The following is a 16,139-nucleotide window of genomic DNA, read 5'->3' as shown; positions in this document are numbered from 1 at the left end:
ACTTGTCTCAAACGGTTAGTCCCGTTTTCTATCTGCTGCTGCCTTGAAATCCAGGATGAGGATGGATATGTCATCATCCTGCTGCATCTTGCGGGCAACCGTCCAAATTTTTTGCTCGATGGCTTCTATCCGATCATGACCGTCCCGCTCCGCATCCGCATACGTATCCGCAAGCGTCGACTGCCAGCGGCCGCTATACATCACACGGTCATCTTCCCCGAGATTTATCAGGCCGTCGGTGTACATCAAAAGCGTGAAGTCTTCTTCGACCTTCCACTCATCCTGCGGATAGACCGCGAACTTGTTGAAGCCGAGCCCCATACCATTTGAGCAAGGGAGAATCTGCGTTTTGGACACAGAAAAATAATACGGCTCCGGATGTCCTGCTCTACTTGTCCACAGCGTTTTCTGCTGCGCATCGTAGACTGCTACGATCATCGTGATAAAGGAGCGAGTTTTGCTCAAATCATCATACATGAGATAGTTGAGCCGCCCCAAAATCTCGTTCGGCATCCGGCACGTTTGCAGCACCGCTCGAAAGGAGTTGCGTAAGCCCGTCGTCAACAAGCTGGCCGGTATCCCGTGCCCCGAGATATCCGCTATCAGAAAGCAGCTGTAGCGGGAGTCCAATTGAATGAAGTCGACATAGTCCCCACCAACATATGCAGCGGGAAGATAGACCACTTTCGCCTGTACATCGTCCATAATCAAACGTTCTTTCGGAATCAGGGAAAACTGTATCTTGGCTGCGAACTCCATTTCCTGCTCAACCAAGCGCAGCTCCAGCGATTGCTGGTTTTGCAGGCAGCGGTCGAGCAAACCACGCACATGAATCACCAAGAGGCGAAGAAAGGACTGCTGCAGCTCCTCTTCCTCGATCTGTTCGCTCTCGGATATCGCTTCTGCAATCACGACGCCCGTGGTATGAGCAATTGATGTTTCGATCTCAATCTTGAAAAGATCTTTGTCTGGTTGGCGTTGCCCATATGAGATCTCGTAGGTGACCTCGCCTTCAGCCGTCTGCAAGGCAATGCGCAAGTAGCGGAGAGCATTCATCGTCCTGAACCATTTTCGGACAATTTCCCCGATAAACTGATGAACATTCTCATAATTGACTTCTTTCATACTTTGGGCATTCGTTTCAACCAATAGCGTTTCATACCGCTGCTTAATATCGAGAAACCATGTCAGCTCTTCATTTTTTGCGGTAATTTCCTTAACGTGGACCTCAAAGCGTTTCTCCAGATTGCGCGAGATCTCAAAGATTTCCTTGATTTCCACCTGATTGAGCCGGCGGGAAATGAACAGACGCACACACAGAGTGGTCGCGACCAAAGCCATTCCGATGAGATAGACTGGCGGAAGATTTTTCATCACCACAAGGCAAATCAGACTAATCCCAATAAGCAAGCGATTCATGTTTTCTTCACGAAGCAAAAATTGCATCCGCTCATGGTAGTAGAAATATTCATCCATAACAGCGACCTGAATTTTTTCCGTATGGGCACTCTTGTAGCCTGCGATAATCATCGCAAAGCTGACCAGCGTAAACACGCACGCGACCGTAACATACTTGTCCATATAGATTGTCTGTACACCGAGAAACATGAGTGTGCCGATGATCAGCCAATTCGCCCGTTCCCACAGTTTGCCGTGTCGATTCGAGAACAGCACGACACAGCCGATTCCCAACACAAAAATGCCGGTATGCACCTGCAGGAGAATGCGCAGCTGTTCTTCTAACGACGGGTAATACCACGTAGTAAGCTCGACAGTGCCGTAAAGCAGGAGCAAAACAAACAAATCAAGAAACTTTTTCCAGCGTTCAAAATAGAGATTGGGTAATAATGGAAAAGTCTGAAACATTAGTAGAAGAAACACGTAAAAGAAAAATGTGAACGGCTGGGCAATGATTTGGAAATAGAAATTATCATGATGGATAAACAAATGACCGATGCCCCATGTGAACAGGGCAAGTCCCAGCAAAAAGGCGGGATCAAACCATCTTTTGTAGGTGGTAAGATGATGAGAGGAGAGCAAAAGTAAAATAGCCAGTACCAAACTCAATAGATACAAGATGTATGCCCCGATCATCGATGAGTCTCCTTCGAAATAGGCTTCGTAAGCCTTATGCAAGAGAAAAGCGTGTCGCTATCCATGAAAATTGTACTATATTCTGACTGGGAAAACACATAGGACCTATTATTTATTTTCCAGCAAACGTCAAAACCCTTTACCAAGACCTCGTTGAAAAAAATCAACGAATCGCACTGAAACGAATTTTTCTGCATACGATATGATGAGGTGATTGCCATGAATCCGCGATGGAAGTACAACCCCATCTATCTTCGAATCAAGTATGCCTGCAAACAGGTGCTGCTCCCTTTGATCATTTTTCAATTTGTCCGCTGCCTGATTCTCCCTTCGACATTCGATGTAATCATTCTCGGACTTTTTGCTATTACGTATGTCGCCATCTCCCTCGATTGGATTTAAAAGTTTAAAAAACAAGAAAAAGCAAAACAGCGTCTCTCAGCATTGAGACGCCGTTTAACGAGTGAATGCACGTTCGGTCCATCGACTGAGACGGTACAATCTGTCAATGTCCTTTTCAACGCGCTTGACAGCTTGTAGCTCGCTCCAGTCCTGCTTTTTGTTGTAATAGTGGTCCAAATCCCGCATGATTCGCTCCGGATAATGGAGGAACGCTTCTAGCAAGCGAATCTCGTCGGGACGCAGCGGAAATATGTTTTGGTAGGATGCGAGCAAATGGTCAGCCCCTTCATCCTCTCCGCCAAAATGGAAATAGGTACGATAAAACAGGGCCATATCGCGGACTGGGGTGTCAAACTGCGCACGGTCGAAATTAATCAGCCTCGCCTGCCCCGCGTCGTCTGTGACCAAATGGGCCGGATGAGGGAATCCGTGTATGATGGACAAGCGGAAATGAGAATGCGCCCGGTTTTTCTCTTGCCATTCCCCCAGCAGTCGAATCGCGGTCTGCGCTCGTTCGGCGATAAAGAAATGATTGGCAAGAAACACAACATCAACTGGCGATGGATACGTCCGTTGCTGGGCAGCTGTCGCGAACAGCTCCAGCTGATCCAGCCATAGCTGCCATCTGGCCAAAAGCGAGTTAACCAGCGGCTCAATTTGCTTCGTATCATCAAACCGGTAATTTTGCGTCAGATGATGCATTTCTGCCAACCGTTGGACCATTGCCTCCGACCAGTCTTGGTCGGGCAGCTCCTCCCCTTGGGCAGGAGACTGCCACTGTGAAAGATAATAAAGTTGGTTGCCCGCCTCTACATAAGGCTCGTCGTATTTCGTGTACGTGAACGGAACGGCCCCTTCCCAGCCCCGGTGCTGCAAATTCCGCAGGACACCACCCAAAAACTGAATCTTTCCCGTCTTCACGGGTGTTCGCTTGCAGACAAAGGAACCGTATGGCGTCATCACCTTGTATACGTTTGGTGCTTTGAGCAACTCGATTGTTTGGGCGAACATATCGTATTCATGAAACAACGGGTAGATATCCTCAAACCGGCTCATGACAGCCTCTCGCTCCTTGTGCGCTCCGCGCGTTCGGCCACTTCCAGGAGCAGCGCATCCACCTGTTCTTGTCGCCTGATGGCCGCTTCAATGTCGCTGGTTCCCGCCTTCTCGCGTTCGCTGGGAACTTGCGTCACATACGATTCCACACTTTTCCATGTCTCTTCCGGAAAGGCCATAAATGCGAGCAGCATCTGATACTCACTATAGGTAAGCGGCTTCGTCTCTTCATAGCCATCCAAAAACGACTGGACCTTCGCAGACTCGGCATCCTGCATGATCACTTCCCGCAAAAAGCCTGCGGTGTCCCGATGCTGAACCGATAAGACCGGGCGATAAAATCCGCGCAAGATCAGGCGTCCATCATGCATGCCCCAGTTATGACTCGTCAATTCACGATGGGAGACACTCAGCCACTCCTCGTCTGGGGGCACGGCTTGCAGCAGCTCTGCACTCCGTTCCATCCGTTCGAGCAGAGGGGGAAATTGGCTAGCGACCCACGCATCCGCCTCCGACCAGTCGTCTTTTCCTTCTACAAATTGGGCAAAAACCTCGCGGGCACGCTTCACTTCTTCTGCGGCCAACATCTGTTCCTTTTTCAGGACTTCCTCTGAGGTGAAAAAGGAATCTGCCTGCTGCGCCTTATGCATGGCCGCCACGACGCTGCCGCAATGAGCTGACTGGGAGGAATCTGGCAAAAGCGTCTCCGCTTGCGGCACATGGTCGGTCAGCGTAAAGCCTTTTTTGGCCAGGACGACATACGGTTTGGCATCGCGCGTCCGGATGAACCGCTCTACATCGCGTACGCCATGCCGCGCCAGTTGTTCACGCCACGCGAACGACCATCGCATCACGTCGACGCGCGGCCACACCCGCAGTTCCTTTGGTCCGCGATTCGTCTCTAGCAGGTAATAGTCTTTTTTCGGTGTCATATGGATGACCCTGACCTTATACCGCTGATACACCTGTTTCAAGTCAAGCTTTTCACGCGCCACTGTCCCCTCACTCCTTCCTCTCTAGGGGATATACAAAATCTGACCTGCTGCAACCCGGTCGGAGGGGAGCCGATTTACCTCCATCAGTTTGCCCATGGACACCGAGTAACGTGCCGCGATCCCTTCGAGCGTTTCATTCCGTTGGATGATGCACATCCGCATTTTGCTGAAATTTTCCGTTTGCCCCTGGGCAAACGAGCTCAAACCGCTGAACAACTCCAGTGACGAACGTCTCGATTCCTGAGCAGCTTGCGCACCTCGGGCGCTGGATGACGCCGACTCCGAATCGCTCCCTTTTCCCCCAACGTCTCTGCGCGCCGTGAAGAGGTTGGTCAGATTGACGGATTCATCTTTTTCAGGCGCTGCTTTGGTGCTGATGGCGATTTTGACTTCTTTATTATCAGCGGTTGGTTCCTGCGCTTCCGCCAGCACGCTTTCCACTCCCAGCAACGCACTTTCCAGCTCGGCTGCAACCTGCTGGGCCTCCTCTGGATCTACGGCGTTCCCTTCAGGATGAATCGAAAGCTCAAGATCTTCCTCCACGTGAACATCATTGCGAACATCGGTATGCAGTGCGGAATCATGCAGCGGAAACGCCTCCGCCTGCAATTTGAGATCTGACTGGTAGCTTACATCGTTCGGTTGCCCATTTTGCGCTGATTCCCTCAGCTCGACTTCTTTGATGGCTGATTCTGTCAACTCAACTTCCGTGATCGCCGATTCATGTTGAATCGCTGCTGACTGGAATGCTGCCGATTTTTTTGTAGAAGCGGATCCTGAATCCAGGTTGATCGTAAACGGCTGCGTCGATTCGAGTGGCATTCCTTCCGCTACCGATTGCAGATGGGGAGAATCGAAGGTCTTGCTTTCGCCAAACTCAATGTGACGCTCCGTCTCCTCTTGCGTCGTAAATGAGATATCCCCGAACTGAAGCGGAACGGAATGCTCTGCAGATTGCTCCCCAAACTGCTCCCCAAACTGCTCTGCCCATTGTTCGGCCGACTCCTGGTGCTGCTGCCAGTTTTGCGCCAAAACATCCGATGAAGGCGGCTGGTAAAACTGGGAAGCGTATGGAGACTGGGTGGGTGATTGTTCGGCCGACTCCTCATGTTGCTGCCAGTTTTGCGCCAAAACATCCGGTGAAGGCGGCTGGTAAAACTGGGAAGCGTATGGAGACTGGTCAGGTGATTGTGGTGACTGCGGGTACGTATAATTTGTTTGGTATGGGACATAGGGCGGAAAAGGCGGCGTTACAGCGCTTTGATCATCATGGTTGCCAAAAGGCTGAAAAGACGATTGCTGCTCATTTTGGTTCTGGAAGGCGATCTCCTGTTCCAATGCGTCCAGTTTCCGTTCGATCTCATCGAGCGACGTCGGTTCGTACTGCGAGTATGGCGGGTACGATTGGTGATAAGGATCGTATGGCCGAAATGGCTGTGCATCGTCTTGTTCTTCCTCCGCTGTATGCATGAACTCCCAGTTTTCCCCGGACGCTTCCACCTGGTCCTCATACTGATTAACGTATCCAAATGGTGGCGGATAGCTTGCTGATTCGTCCGTCCCAACCGCATCCCATGCCTGCTCTTGCAAGGAGAGACCGGTTATTTGCAGCTCAGCCTGCACCATCATTTGATTTGTTCCCAAAAGCTCATAATCGATGGAATTGACAATCGCCCCAATGTCCGTTTTTTCGCCGATATCGGATCGGGGGATCGAAATGTTGACTGGTATACGGTGAGTGATTTCTTGCTCTCGTGTATACAGGTAGTCCGTGGACTCACCTTGTTCCAAGCGAAATGGGGTGAACTTCATCGCCTCAACAAGCGATTTTGCACCCTCTCCTGAATCACGCTCTTCCTCAGCTTCATTGATTGGATCATATTTGGCAGTAAGCAGCAAATACCCTGTAATGGATACATCTGCTTCATTTTCGATGATTTCGACATTCGGCTCCAGTTCCAGCTCGGTCAACGATTTTATGCCTGCCTTCTCAGCAGTGAGGAAGATCGTCTCCTTGAACGTATACGACAGCAAATCATTCTGTGGCGACACGCGTGTTCCTCCTTTCAAGTACAAGACATTTCCCTATACTATATGGACACACGCCTTCATTTAGACCTATGAAAAGCAAACACCCCTCCCTCTTGCAACAGCAAAAGAGAAAGGGGTGCTACTCGCGGTTTATTTCAGCTTCGTTGGGAGCCTGAATTGCCAAAGCTGTGTAGTCGTACCCGTGTTGTCGATGTCAAAATCGTTATCGTTCACCAGTGCAACGGTATAGGAGTCCACCATCGTCACGCCTTCTACTTTTTCAAACGGGTAATCGTATTCGAGCAAATCAAGCACTTGCCGTTTGCTTGGCACTTTCACCTTCGCCTGTTTCAAATCCGATTCGGACATTTGCTCCAACGTCTTGCCGTTCACTTCCTCATCGTACTTGCCCAGCACATTGGTCGCACCTTTCAAATTCAAGGTGAACAATTTTTTCACCTGTGCATCTTTACCGGCATTTTTATCGCGCTCATCGACCAGCAAGGTATTCTCGTTAATCGCATGCAAATCGGAAATGACGATGTCATACTGCTGGACGCCTTTCAGCTGTGCCGCGTCCGTAGTGAGGTAAGCAAACTCGGCTACCGGTTTTCCCGTTTTCAAGTCGATTTTGATGATCCGCAAAACTCGTGAAGCTTTCGCTGCTTTGGCGTCGGGATTGGCAAGCGGACTTTGGACGGCGGCAAACATCCATTTTCCGTCAGGCGTGATGCTCACGCCTTCAAAGCCGCGATTTTGGTTACGTGTGCTATAGATGGCTGGTAGCACATCCTTGATTGGAACGAGAGGCGAATTGGCGAACCACTCCTTTTCGCCCCGCGGAATCAGTCGTTGGATGATGGTGCCGTCCCGCTTGACTTGAATGAGGCTCGGACGATATTCATCGCAAAGCCAAAACGTATCGTCCTTTGGATTGTACGCTATTCCCTCGACATCCAGGCCATATGGATCATAGGCTAGCTTCTTTTTCGCTTCTCCATCGTACGGGACCTCATCCTCTCCCTCCAGATTGGAAACACCGGAGATGAGTTTGGTGCCGGTAATCGGGTCTTTGCCGGTTGGCAGAGAAAGCGGAATGGTCTCCAAGATCGTAATCTCGTTTTTCTCAACGGAGATCTTGTAGATGCTCGGCGTAAAGTTTTGCAGCGGGAACGTCCGACGCTTTTCATCGCCAACCTTGATTTCACCATTCGGCCCCCTGTCAGTGGTCGTATAGAACACGTTTTTCGGATCCTTAGGAAGATGGATGAGTGCGGAAAACCCTCCCTGCTTGATGCCGTTCCCCAATTCTGCGGGATTTTTCAACTCGTACTTGCCAGCGAGTCTCGGTGTTCCTTTTGCAGCCTGCTCCTCTTGGTCAGCAGCTTGTGCTGTGTAGACTACAGCGGAAGCCAAAAGAGTCGCAGCCACTGTCAGGCTTGCTGTTGTGCGCCATGCTTTCTTCATCTGGGATATTCCTCCTGTTATGATAACTTAGGTCAAGTGTACAGACTCTTTATGGAGGAAAGATTGAACAGATGTAAATTTACGGAAAAATAACGATTCTTTCGTTCACAAGCGGAACGTATTCAACTTATACTAACTCCCATATAAAACTAGTGGCAGTCTTGGACTGGAAAATAAAGTCCTAGACTGCCTCTGATTTATTGTGTGAGATGTCATAATCCGTTTAACGGATTTTTAATTGCGAGCACTGACGCTATTCCATGTGGCTTCGATCAGACGTTTGATTTCTTCGTCCGAAAGAGTAACCTTGCCATGCATATATGCTTTTACTACGTATACGAAAGAACCGTAATGCATTTGAGCCATAAGCGACGGATCCATTTCAATGAACAGCTTCTCCTGAATCGCCTGCGCATACAGCTTTTCCAAAGGACCGCACCAGCCACCTTCATACGCCTCTTTTTTGACGTCGTCGTAAATGTACGGAGAGAAAGAATATTGTTCAATAAATCGAAATCCTTGAGGATATTCAAGAGACAGTCGAATCAAATTCTCCCAAGCGCGTTCTATGCGGACTCGTATGGGTTCATCGGAGTAAAAGCCTTCCAGAACTTTTTCTCCATTAAACGTTACGATCGCTTTGTAAAGTTCATTAATAATCGATTCTTTGCTATCGAAATAGTGATAGATGTTTCCTGTTGAAACACCTGATTCTTTGGCAATCAAAGACATGGAAGTCGCCTGGAGCTCCTTCTCGATAATGAGGGACAATGTGGTCTCCAGAACCGCTTTCTGGACTTTATGATAGTTATCGAACACCGTTGCTTGCCTCCAATAAAAAATGATAATCCGCTTATAAAACGAATGTTCATTCTAATTTTAGGCATCGAATAATGTATTTGTCAACTTCAGAGGCCGTTACATATAGTTCTTAACCATTGTCTCCAAATATTCTTCGATTGGCATGGAGTTTCTAAGAGCCATCAGTTCGTTGCCTGCTGCTCCGATGACGGTACGGAATTTCTTGCTTTCTCCCGTTGCCAGAGCGGTAATGGCATCAACGATAACCTGTGGGTCATCCAAAACGCCGCTGTTTTCCGCGGTATTCATTACATTTTGCACTTTCGTCATCAGATCATCGTAATCTGTAATGTTTTCATCTCTGTTCCACGTAATACTTTCCTTAAACTTATTTCCTGTAGAGCCGCCCTGCTCGATCAATCTAAGCTCGATATTGAACGGCTTCAATTCGTAATACAGACCTTCCGTCAACCCTTCCAAAGCAAACTTGGACATGTTGTAAAGTGATCCAAGCGGAACCGCTGTCGTGATCCCCATGAAGGAGCTGATATTGATAAACATGCCACCGCCATTGGCTCTGAAATGTGGTACAAATTTACGAATGACATTGATTGGTCCCCGAGTATTAACGGCGAATTGCCAATCGATCGCGTCCTCTTCAGCTAATTCCAATGGACCGTAAGTGCCCATACCAGCATTATTAACGACGATGTCAATCTTCCCGAATGCCGCTATGGCTTGATCCACTGCAGTTTGAACTTGCTCCACTTTTGTGACGTCCAGTTTGAATATTTTAATGTTGTCATATGCCGTAAGTTCCGTTTCTTTCTCAGGCGTACGCATGGTGGCCGCTACGTTCCAGCCCATTTGAGCAAAACGAATCGCCGTTACTTTACCCAATCCTGAACTTGTTCCTGTGATAAATACTGTTTTTCTCATACGAAAAACCTCCAGTTTAAATTGTCTAAATCATGCAAATTCCATTAGATTGAACGTTCATTCTATAAATGATATAGTTTCATCTGATGTTCCAACCAAGAAGTAGTTCTTTTAGATCGAACGTTCATTCTAATTATGATGTAGAATTAACCAACTGTCAATTGGAACTTTAAACCGAGGGATGGGGTAATTCTCAGGTGAAAAAAAGAAATAAACCACACTGATCGTGTGTGGTTTATTTCCAATGTGCTACTCTTGCGACAGCTTACTTATTTCTTCACTTCGACAATGCGATTCTCTACTTTCGGGCTGATTGTTTTCTCTTTGAGGATCGCTTCTTCTATTACGCTGTACAAAGTCAGACCGGTATTGAACGACGGTTTGTTCATTGTTTCGTAGCCGTCTCCTCCGACTGCGATGAAGTCGTTCGTCGCGACTTTATAGGTTTTCTTCTCGTCGATTGGCTTGCCGCCCACGAGCACTTCCACGACGCGTTGGCCGGCAGGTTGGGTTTTGTCATACGTGAAAGACATACCACTAATTTGCGGGAAGCGTCCAGCGCCTTGCTCCACTTGACTCACTCCGCTTTCCAGCGCTTGCTTCAGTTCAGCACCTGTTACTTCAACGACGACCAATGTGTTCGGGAATGGCAGCAAAGAATACAAATCTTTTTTCGTGATGTCGCCGGCTTTCAATTGGACGCGGATGCCGCCCGCATTGGTCAAGGCAACGTCTGCTTCGTGGCCTGCGATCGATTTGGTGCGCTCCAACATTTTGTCTGCGATGTAGTTACCGATGTTGGTTTCTCGCGTACGAACCAGCGTGCGCTCGCCGTCTAGGTCAACCGCTGCTTTAGCGATCACGACGTTCATCGCATCGTCTACTTTCTTCACAACATCTTTTACGAGCGCATCGATCTCAGGATCCGCTTTGACGTTTGGATCGTATTCTTTCAGACCGCCGCTGAACGCAACCAGTTCGTTACCATAATAGTAGAGGTCAGCTCGTCCGAGCGATTTGCCATACTCCCAGTCTTGCACGATATATGTACCGTTTACCAGCTCAGGCGCTTTCAGTGCAGTGTGGGAATGGCCGCCTACGATCAGGTCGATGCCTGGCACGTTTTTGGCGATTTCCCGGTCTACATCGATGCCCACGTGGGAAACAACGATAACGTGGTCCGCTTCTTTTTTCAGCTTCGGCACGACTTCTTTCGCCACTTCAACCGGATTTTTGAATGTGAGGCCTTTTACGTTGTCTGGGTGAGTCAAAATCGGCGTATCTTCCGCAACCAAACCAACGAATGCGAATTTTTTGCCGCCAACCGTCGCTTCAAATGTTGGCACCAACAGATTGGTCCCGTCCGCTTTGAAGACGTTCGCAGACATCACTGGATATTTCAGCATGTCACGCAGTTTGAGCAGCTGCTCATAGCCGAAATCGAATTCATGGTTACCGGAAGCCATTACATTGTAGCCGAGTGCATTCAAGATCGGCACGACGGATTCGCCTTTAAACTGGTTCACAAAAACAGTCCCCTGGAACGTGTCACCTGCGTCAAACTGCATGAAGTTCTCGTTCTCAGCGCGCCATTCTTTCAGCAGCGTTGCGATTTTGGCATAGCCAAACTCTTTGCCGCTTGTATTTTCATCGATATGGCCGTGCACATCGTTCGTATGGGCAATGGTGTAATGCGTAGTCAACGCGTCACCCAATGCATTGAAGAAATCGCCGCGTTTTACGGAAGCAGACTCAGCCAGCTTCAGGTCATAGCCGAATGCTTTTCCAAGAGAAACCAGTTTCGCCGAGGAAATCGCCTGGTTCGGGTTTTTCGCATCCGCTGCAGCCAATGCTTTCTGGGACTCTGCCCAAGCAAGGTATGGCGCTGCCCAGTGTGTGCTACCTGTAACCGGTTTCACATGCGCACCTTTTACTCTCGCGAACAATGTAGCAGCCTCCGCAACGGTCAATTGACGTTCCAGAAACAAATTTCCAGCCTTATCGGGCGTGATCCATTGTTTTTTGCTCATCCAGTCTGTATGGTTAACAGGCGTGAGCGGTGCTGCGAATGCGGAGCTTGCCAGCATGGCGGTCGCCAAAAAGCCGGATGCCAATGATACGAAAAGACGACTTGAACGTTTCAATGAATGAGTCCCCTCTCTTTATGAAATCAATGATTGCTTATTTGTTAAGTATAGCAAATTTTGGACAAATTGTTAGTCAATTTTTGAAATCGACAGCTGCAATCGATAGTTTCCGTATTGCAAAAGCTCATCCAACAAGACGTTCAACTCCTGTTGTGTTCCTACTCTCGCACGAAGCCAATAGCAGCCATCGCCACTGATGCGGTGCGCTTCGACAATTGCCGCGTTCTCCTTCAGATACTGCTGAAATTCCTGATGGGCGCCTGCCACCATGAACATGGTGATGAAGGCGAGCAGCGGCCCTCCCAGCTTTTCCTCATTAAGCTTAAGCGTGAAGCCCTCGATGATCCCTTGTTCGGTTAATTTTTGGATGCGCTGAGCTACAGCTTGCCCTGTCATGTGGACCTGTTCGCCGATCTCCTTCCATTGCAGGCGCGCGTTCGATTGCAGCAAGCGGATGATTTCCAAATCAGTTGCATCAAGCATGCGTGTTCAATTCCTTTCACGGTGAAAATGCAAGCGGCCATCTCGTTTCGCGCCGAAACGGCCACATTTGCTACACTTTATATAGAAGAAGCACCTTGTTTTATCAGTAAACCAGCTATTACCCACGATAACAAATGAAAGGAAGATATGCCATGAAAATTCAATTGATTCGCCATGCTACCCTCCTGATCGAATACAAGGGGCGCACATTGCTGCTCGATCCGATGCTCAGCGAGCAAGGCGCGATGCCACCTGTGGTGAATACCGCTAATGCAGTCAACAATCCGCGCGTCTCATTGCCGTTTGCGATCGCTCCGCTCCTTGAAAAGCTCGACGGTATCATTGTCACACATCTGCACGGTGATCATTTGGACCAGGCGGCTATCGCTCAATTGCCAAAAGGGCTGCCATTGTTTTGCCAGCCGGAGGACCAGAATGTGCTGCGGGGCCACGGCTTCACACAGGTCATTCCCGTCGATCGCGAGCTTACGTGGGAATCGATTCGCTTGACCCGTACAGGCGGCCAACATGGCACTGGTGAAATCGGCGCCAAAATGGGACCGGTTTCGGGATTTGTGCTCGCCGCACAGGACGAACCGACACTCTATGTCGCTGGCGATACGATTTGGTGCGAGGAAGTTGCTGACGCGCTTGCCGCGCACACGCCTGCAGTCGTAGCGGTCAATTCGGGCGCAGCCCAGTTTTTGGTGGGAGATCCGATAACCATGACTGCAGCCGATGTCGTGGAGGTGTGCCGACATGCGCCGCAAGCAACCGTCCTGCCTGTTCATTTAGAAGTGTGGAACCATTGTTTTCTAACGCGCTCACAGCTAGCAGAAGCGCTTGAGGTGGAAGGCCTAGGAAAACAAGCGGTCATTTTGGCAGATGGCGAAGACTATGTCCATACCGATTCCAAACTGGACTAAGCGAGACAGCCTGTCCTACAAGAAAACTAGGTGTACCATGACTCTTATAAGAAAAACTTCTTTCAGAAGCCTTTCGAGAAGCAGGTCCTTCGATCTATGGAAGTTTTTACCGAAGCCGATGCTGGAAGTGATGCTGAGGTACTCCGTCCTCCACTCCAGAATTTATAAGCGCGAGCACTTATAAATTCTTATACGATAAAAAAAGGCATCCCGCTCCACTTCTCACAGTGGAACGGGATGCCTTTCTATTTTTATACAGATAAGAATTTATAACAATTCTTATCCAGTATAAGGGCAACTAAGACTGCGCCAAAGGCTTGGCACAGCCAAATTTTCTAATGCTCTATTCGATTACAGACGTTTCATCGCACGGTGCGCGGCTTCAATCGTAAACTCAATGTCGTCCTCGGTGTGCACTGTGGAAACAAACATGCCTTCAAACTGCGATGGCGGGAGCATTACGCCTTCTTCAAGCAAATAATGGAAGTATTTTTTGAAGCGCTCCAGGTCGGACGTTTTCGCCGTCTCGTAGTTGATGACAGGTGTTTCGGTAAAGAACAAGCAGACCATCGAACCGACGCGATTCATTGTGTATGGCAAGCCGACTTTGCGTGCGCTGTCTACCAGTCCTTCAGCCAGTCGGGCGGAACGTGCTTCGAGTTGTTCATAAACGCCCGGTTTGCCGAGTTCATTCAATGTCGCGATACCTGCTGCCATCGCGAGCGGATTGCCGGACAGCGTACCCGCCTGGTAAATTGGCCCTGCCGGTGCCATTTGTTCCATGATCTCGCGTTTACCGCCGTATGCGCCAACCGGCAAGCCGCCACCGATGACTTTGCCCATCGTGGTCAGGTCCGGATCAATTTTGTACAAATCTTGCGCACCACCGCGTGCGACGCGGAAACCGGTCATCACTTCATCGATGATGAAGACGGTGCCGTATTGGCGGGTGATTTCACGCAACCCTTCCAGGAAGCCAGGCTGTGGTGGCACGACGCCCATATTGCCCGCGATCGGCTCGACGATAACCGCTGCCAGCTCATGGCCAAACGTTTCAAATGCGAGGCGAACGCTCTCCAAATCATTGTACGGAACTGTAATCGTGTTGACGGCAGTCGAGCTAGGAACGCCCGGGCTGTCCGGCAGACCGAGAGTCGCCACGCCCGAGCCCGCCTTGATCAGCAAGCTGTCTGCATGGCCGTGATAACAGCCTTCGAATTTCATGATTTTATCGCGTTTGGTGTAGCCGCGTGCAAGGCGCAGTGCGCTCATCGTCGCTTCTGTACCGGAGTTGACCATGCGGACGATCTCCACGGAAGGAACGATGTCACATACGAGCTTTGCCATCTCGGTTTCGCGCTCCGTCGGTGCGCCGAAGCTCGTACCGAGCACAGCCGTATCCAAAATCGCTTTCAAGACGTTCGGATGGGAGTGACCCAAAATCAATGGTCCCCAGGAACCGATGTAATCCAAGTATGTATTTCCGTCCACGTCTGTGATGCGGGCCCCTTCTCCCTTGGCGATGTAGACTGGATTGCCGCCTACGCTTTTGAATGCACGCACAGGGCTGTTGACCCCGCCTGGGATATATTGCTTGGCTTCTGCAAATGCTTGAATGGATTGTTCGTAACCGCGATGCATTTAGATTCACCTCAAGTATTGTGATGTGCGAACAGCGCTTGTCTGTGGATCTCGTCAACAAGCGCTGTCAGCTATGAAATCAGTAAACGCCGGGCGCTGCTCTTACAGCCCGAGACGTTGCGCTACTTCCTCTTCCCACTCATAAATTTCCGGTGTGAAGTACGAAACGCGCGTCTTTTTGTATTCTTTTGTGGAGTACAGCGTGATCCGATCCGTAATGCCGGTTTCGTCTTCGATCGCTTGCAGGATCGATTCGCACTCTTCCATGTCGCGGCCGTGAACCATCGTGAAAATGTTGTATTTCCAGTCTGGATAGGTCGGGCGCAGGTAGCAGTGGCTGACAGCGCGGAATGAACCCATTTTCAAGCCGATTTCGTTCGCTTGCTCTTCCGGTACGTTCCATACGCCCATGCCGTTTGCACGGAAGCCTGCTTTGCGGTGGTTCAATACAGCGGAGAAACGGCGCATTTGACCGCGTTCGACCAGCTTGTGCGCATGACCAAGCAGTTCATCAGTCGTCATGTTGGCATTGGCAGCCAGCACATCGAACGGACGGGACGTGATCTCCAGGTCTTTTTGCAGCTCCAGAATCGCCTTGATGTCATTGTCGGTCAATTCCATATTCATCGCCGCTTGGCGCATCTCTTCGGTATAGGTAGGCGCTGCTTTGGCATTTGCCTCGCTCTCTTTTTTCACGTCGAGCTGAACGCCGATTTTGTATAGCTTCAGCGTCGGCAAAATGCGGATCGACTCCACATTTGCCATTTCGCCGAGAATCTCAACGGTTTTTTCCAGACCAAAACGGCTGTTAGGCGGAACTGCGATGGTGAACCACAGGTTGAAATCATGGTTCCGCTTGTAGTTGTGCGTAATGCCCGGATGTTGGTTGAATACTTTCGCCATTTCATCGAGCTTATCTGGCGCGATGCGGGCAGCAACCAAGCTGGATTTGTACCCCAATGCCTTGGTGTCACAGATCGCGGAAATTTGGCGGATCGACTCGCCTTTCATCTTGTTCAGACGCTCTATAAATTCTTCCTCGGAAATACCCACTTTTTCCGCCAGCACTTTGAACGGCTCTGCTACGAGTGGAATTTCCTTTTGCACGAAATCCAAAATCTCTTTATCGACTGCATCCAACAAATCAACTGACATCG

General features: G+C 49.6%; 13 protein-coding genes. 2 read left to right on the top strand and 11 right to left on the bottom strand.

Annotation, left to right across the window (positions count from 1 at the left end; genetic code table 11):
* Positions 1 to 15: 15 nt before the first annotated feature.
* Positions 16 to 2,094: a PP2C family protein-serine/threonine phosphatase gene (locus EDM56_RS08560; protein ID WP_122917472.1), complete on the bottom strand. Its 2,079-nt coding sequence runs from the start codon at positions 2,092 to 2,094 to the stop codon at positions 16 to 18.
* Positions 2,095 to 2,313: 219 nt separating this feature from the next.
* On the opposite strand from EDM56_RS08560, the gene EDM56_RS08555 reads away from it, so the two are divergent.
* Positions 2,314 to 2,496 (top strand): hypothetical protein, encoded by a 183-nt coding sequence (locus EDM56_RS08555; protein WP_122917471.1) that lies wholly within the window; start codon positions 2,314 to 2,316, stop codon positions 2,494 to 2,496.
* Between the two features lie 54 nt (positions 2,497 to 2,550).
* Here the strand turns inward: EDM56_RS08555 and EDM56_RS08550 are convergent, their stop codons facing one another.
* From EDM56_RS08550 to EDM56_RS08515, 8 genes are all read right to left on the bottom strand, one after another.
* Entirely contained in the window at positions 2,551 to 3,552 is a 1,002-nt protein-coding gene (locus EDM56_RS08550; protein WP_122917470.1) for a protein kinase family protein, read from the bottom strand.
* Entirely contained in the window at positions 3,549 to 4,547 is a 999-nt protein-coding gene (locus EDM56_RS08545; RefSeq protein WP_246009310.1) for a protein kinase family protein, read from the bottom strand. Before EDM56_RS08545 ends, EDM56_RS08550 begins: the two co-directional genes overlap by 4 nt.
* 21 nt (positions 4,548 to 4,568) lie before the next feature.
* Complete coding sequence (locus EDM56_RS08540; RefSeq protein ID WP_122917469.1) at positions 4,569 to 6,599, bottom strand: LysM peptidoglycan-binding domain-containing protein; 2,031 nt, start codon at positions 6,597 to 6,599, stop codon at positions 4,569 to 4,571.
* A 129-nt stretch (positions 6,600 to 6,728) separates the two neighbouring features.
* A complete protein-coding gene (locus EDM56_RS08535) occupies positions 6,729 to 8,045 on the bottom strand; it encodes an esterase-like activity of phytase family protein (protein ID WP_122917468.1) in 1,317 nt (438 codons plus the stop codon).
* Between the two features lie 234 nt (positions 8,046 to 8,279).
* Positions 8,280 to 8,864 (bottom strand): TetR/AcrR family transcriptional regulator, encoded by a 585-nt coding sequence (locus EDM56_RS08530; RefSeq protein ID WP_122917467.1) that lies wholly within the window; start codon positions 8,862 to 8,864, stop codon positions 8,280 to 8,282.
* A gap of 99 nt (positions 8,865 to 8,963) precedes the next feature.
* Positions 8,964 to 9,785, bottom strand: a complete 822-nt coding sequence (locus EDM56_RS08525) for an SDR family oxidoreductase (RefSeq protein ID WP_122917466.1) — start codon at positions 9,783 to 9,785, stop codon at positions 8,964 to 8,966.
* Between the two features lie 269 nt (positions 9,786 to 10,054).
* Positions 10,055 to 11,929, bottom strand: coding sequence for a bifunctional metallophosphatase/5'-nucleotidase (locus EDM56_RS08520; RefSeq protein ID WP_122917465.1), 1,875 nt, complete (start codon positions 11,927 to 11,929; stop codon positions 10,055 to 10,057).
* Positions 11,930 to 12,001: 72 nt separating this feature from the next.
* Positions 12,002 to 12,415, bottom strand: coding sequence for an Lrp/AsnC family transcriptional regulator (locus EDM56_RS08515; RefSeq protein WP_122917464.1), 414 nt, complete (start codon positions 12,413 to 12,415; stop codon positions 12,002 to 12,004).
* Between the two features lie 152 nt (positions 12,416 to 12,567).
* Between EDM56_RS08515 and EDM56_RS08510 the strand changes: the two genes are divergently transcribed.
* Positions 12,568 to 13,341, top strand: a complete 774-nt coding sequence (locus EDM56_RS08510; protein ID WP_122917463.1) for an MBL fold metallo-hydrolase — start codon at positions 12,568 to 12,570, stop codon at positions 13,339 to 13,341.
* Positions 13,342 to 13,692: 351 nt separating this feature from the next.
* On the opposite strand, the gene hemL is transcribed toward EDM56_RS08510, so the two are convergent.
* Both hemL and ahbA read right to left on the bottom strand, forming a co-directional pair.
* Positions 13,693 to 14,982, bottom strand: coding sequence for a glutamate-1-semialdehyde 2,1-aminomutase (gene hemL, locus EDM56_RS08505; protein ID WP_122917462.1), 1,290 nt, complete (start codon positions 14,980 to 14,982; stop codon positions 13,693 to 13,695).
* Between the two features lie 102 nt (positions 14,983 to 15,084).
* Positions 15,085 to 16,137 carry a siroheme decarboxylase subunit alpha gene (gene ahbA, locus EDM56_RS08500; protein WP_122917461.1) on the bottom strand — a complete coding sequence of 351 codons (1,053 nt, stop codon included), beginning with the start codon at positions 16,135 to 16,137 and terminating at the stop codon, positions 15,085 to 15,087.
* Positions 16,138 to 16,139 lie beyond the last annotated feature (2 nt).

This window comes from Brevibacillus fluminis, from assembly GCF_003710825.1.
Classification (GTDB): Bacteria; Bacillota; Bacilli; order Brevibacillales; family Brevibacillaceae; genus Brevibacillus_D; species Brevibacillus_D fluminis.
This window is presented reverse-complemented; position numbering and strand designations above follow the sequence as displayed.

What these genes read in the sequence shown, in the direction of transcription:
- hemL (WP_122917462.1), bottom strand. Translation starts at nt 14,982, where the DNA reads ATGCATCGCGGTTACGAACAATCCATTCAAGCATTTGCAGAAGCCAAG.
- EDM56_RS08525 (WP_122917466.1), bottom strand. Translation starts at nt 9,785, where the DNA reads ATGAGAAAAACAGTATTTATCACAGGAACAAGTTCAGGATTGGGTAAA.
- EDM56_RS08555 (WP_122917471.1), top strand. Translation starts at nt 2,314, where the DNA reads ATGAATCCGCGATGGAAGTACAACCCCATCTATCTTCGAATCAAGTAT.
- EDM56_RS08535 (WP_122917468.1), bottom strand. Translation starts at nt 8,045, where the DNA reads ATGAAGAAAGCATGGCGCACAACAGCAAGCCTGACAGTGGCTGCGACT.
- EDM56_RS08510 (WP_122917463.1), top strand. Translation starts at nt 12,568, where the DNA reads ATGAAAATTCAATTGATTCGCCATGCTACCCTCCTGATCGAATACAAG.
- EDM56_RS08560 (WP_122917472.1), bottom strand. Translation starts at nt 2,094, where the DNA reads ATGATCGGGGCATACATCTTGTATCTATTGAGTTTGGTACTGGCTATT.
- EDM56_RS08550 (WP_122917470.1), bottom strand. Translation starts at nt 3,552, where the DNA reads ATGAGCCGGTTTGAGGATATCTACCCGTTGTTTCATGAATACGATATG.
- EDM56_RS08515 (WP_122917464.1), bottom strand. Translation starts at nt 12,415, where the DNA reads ATGCTTGATGCAACTGATTTGGAAATCATCCGCTTGCTGCAATCGAAC.
- ahbA (WP_122917461.1), bottom strand. Translation starts at nt 16,137, where the DNA reads ATGTCAGTTGATTTGTTGGATGCAGTCGATAAAGAGATTTTGGATTTC.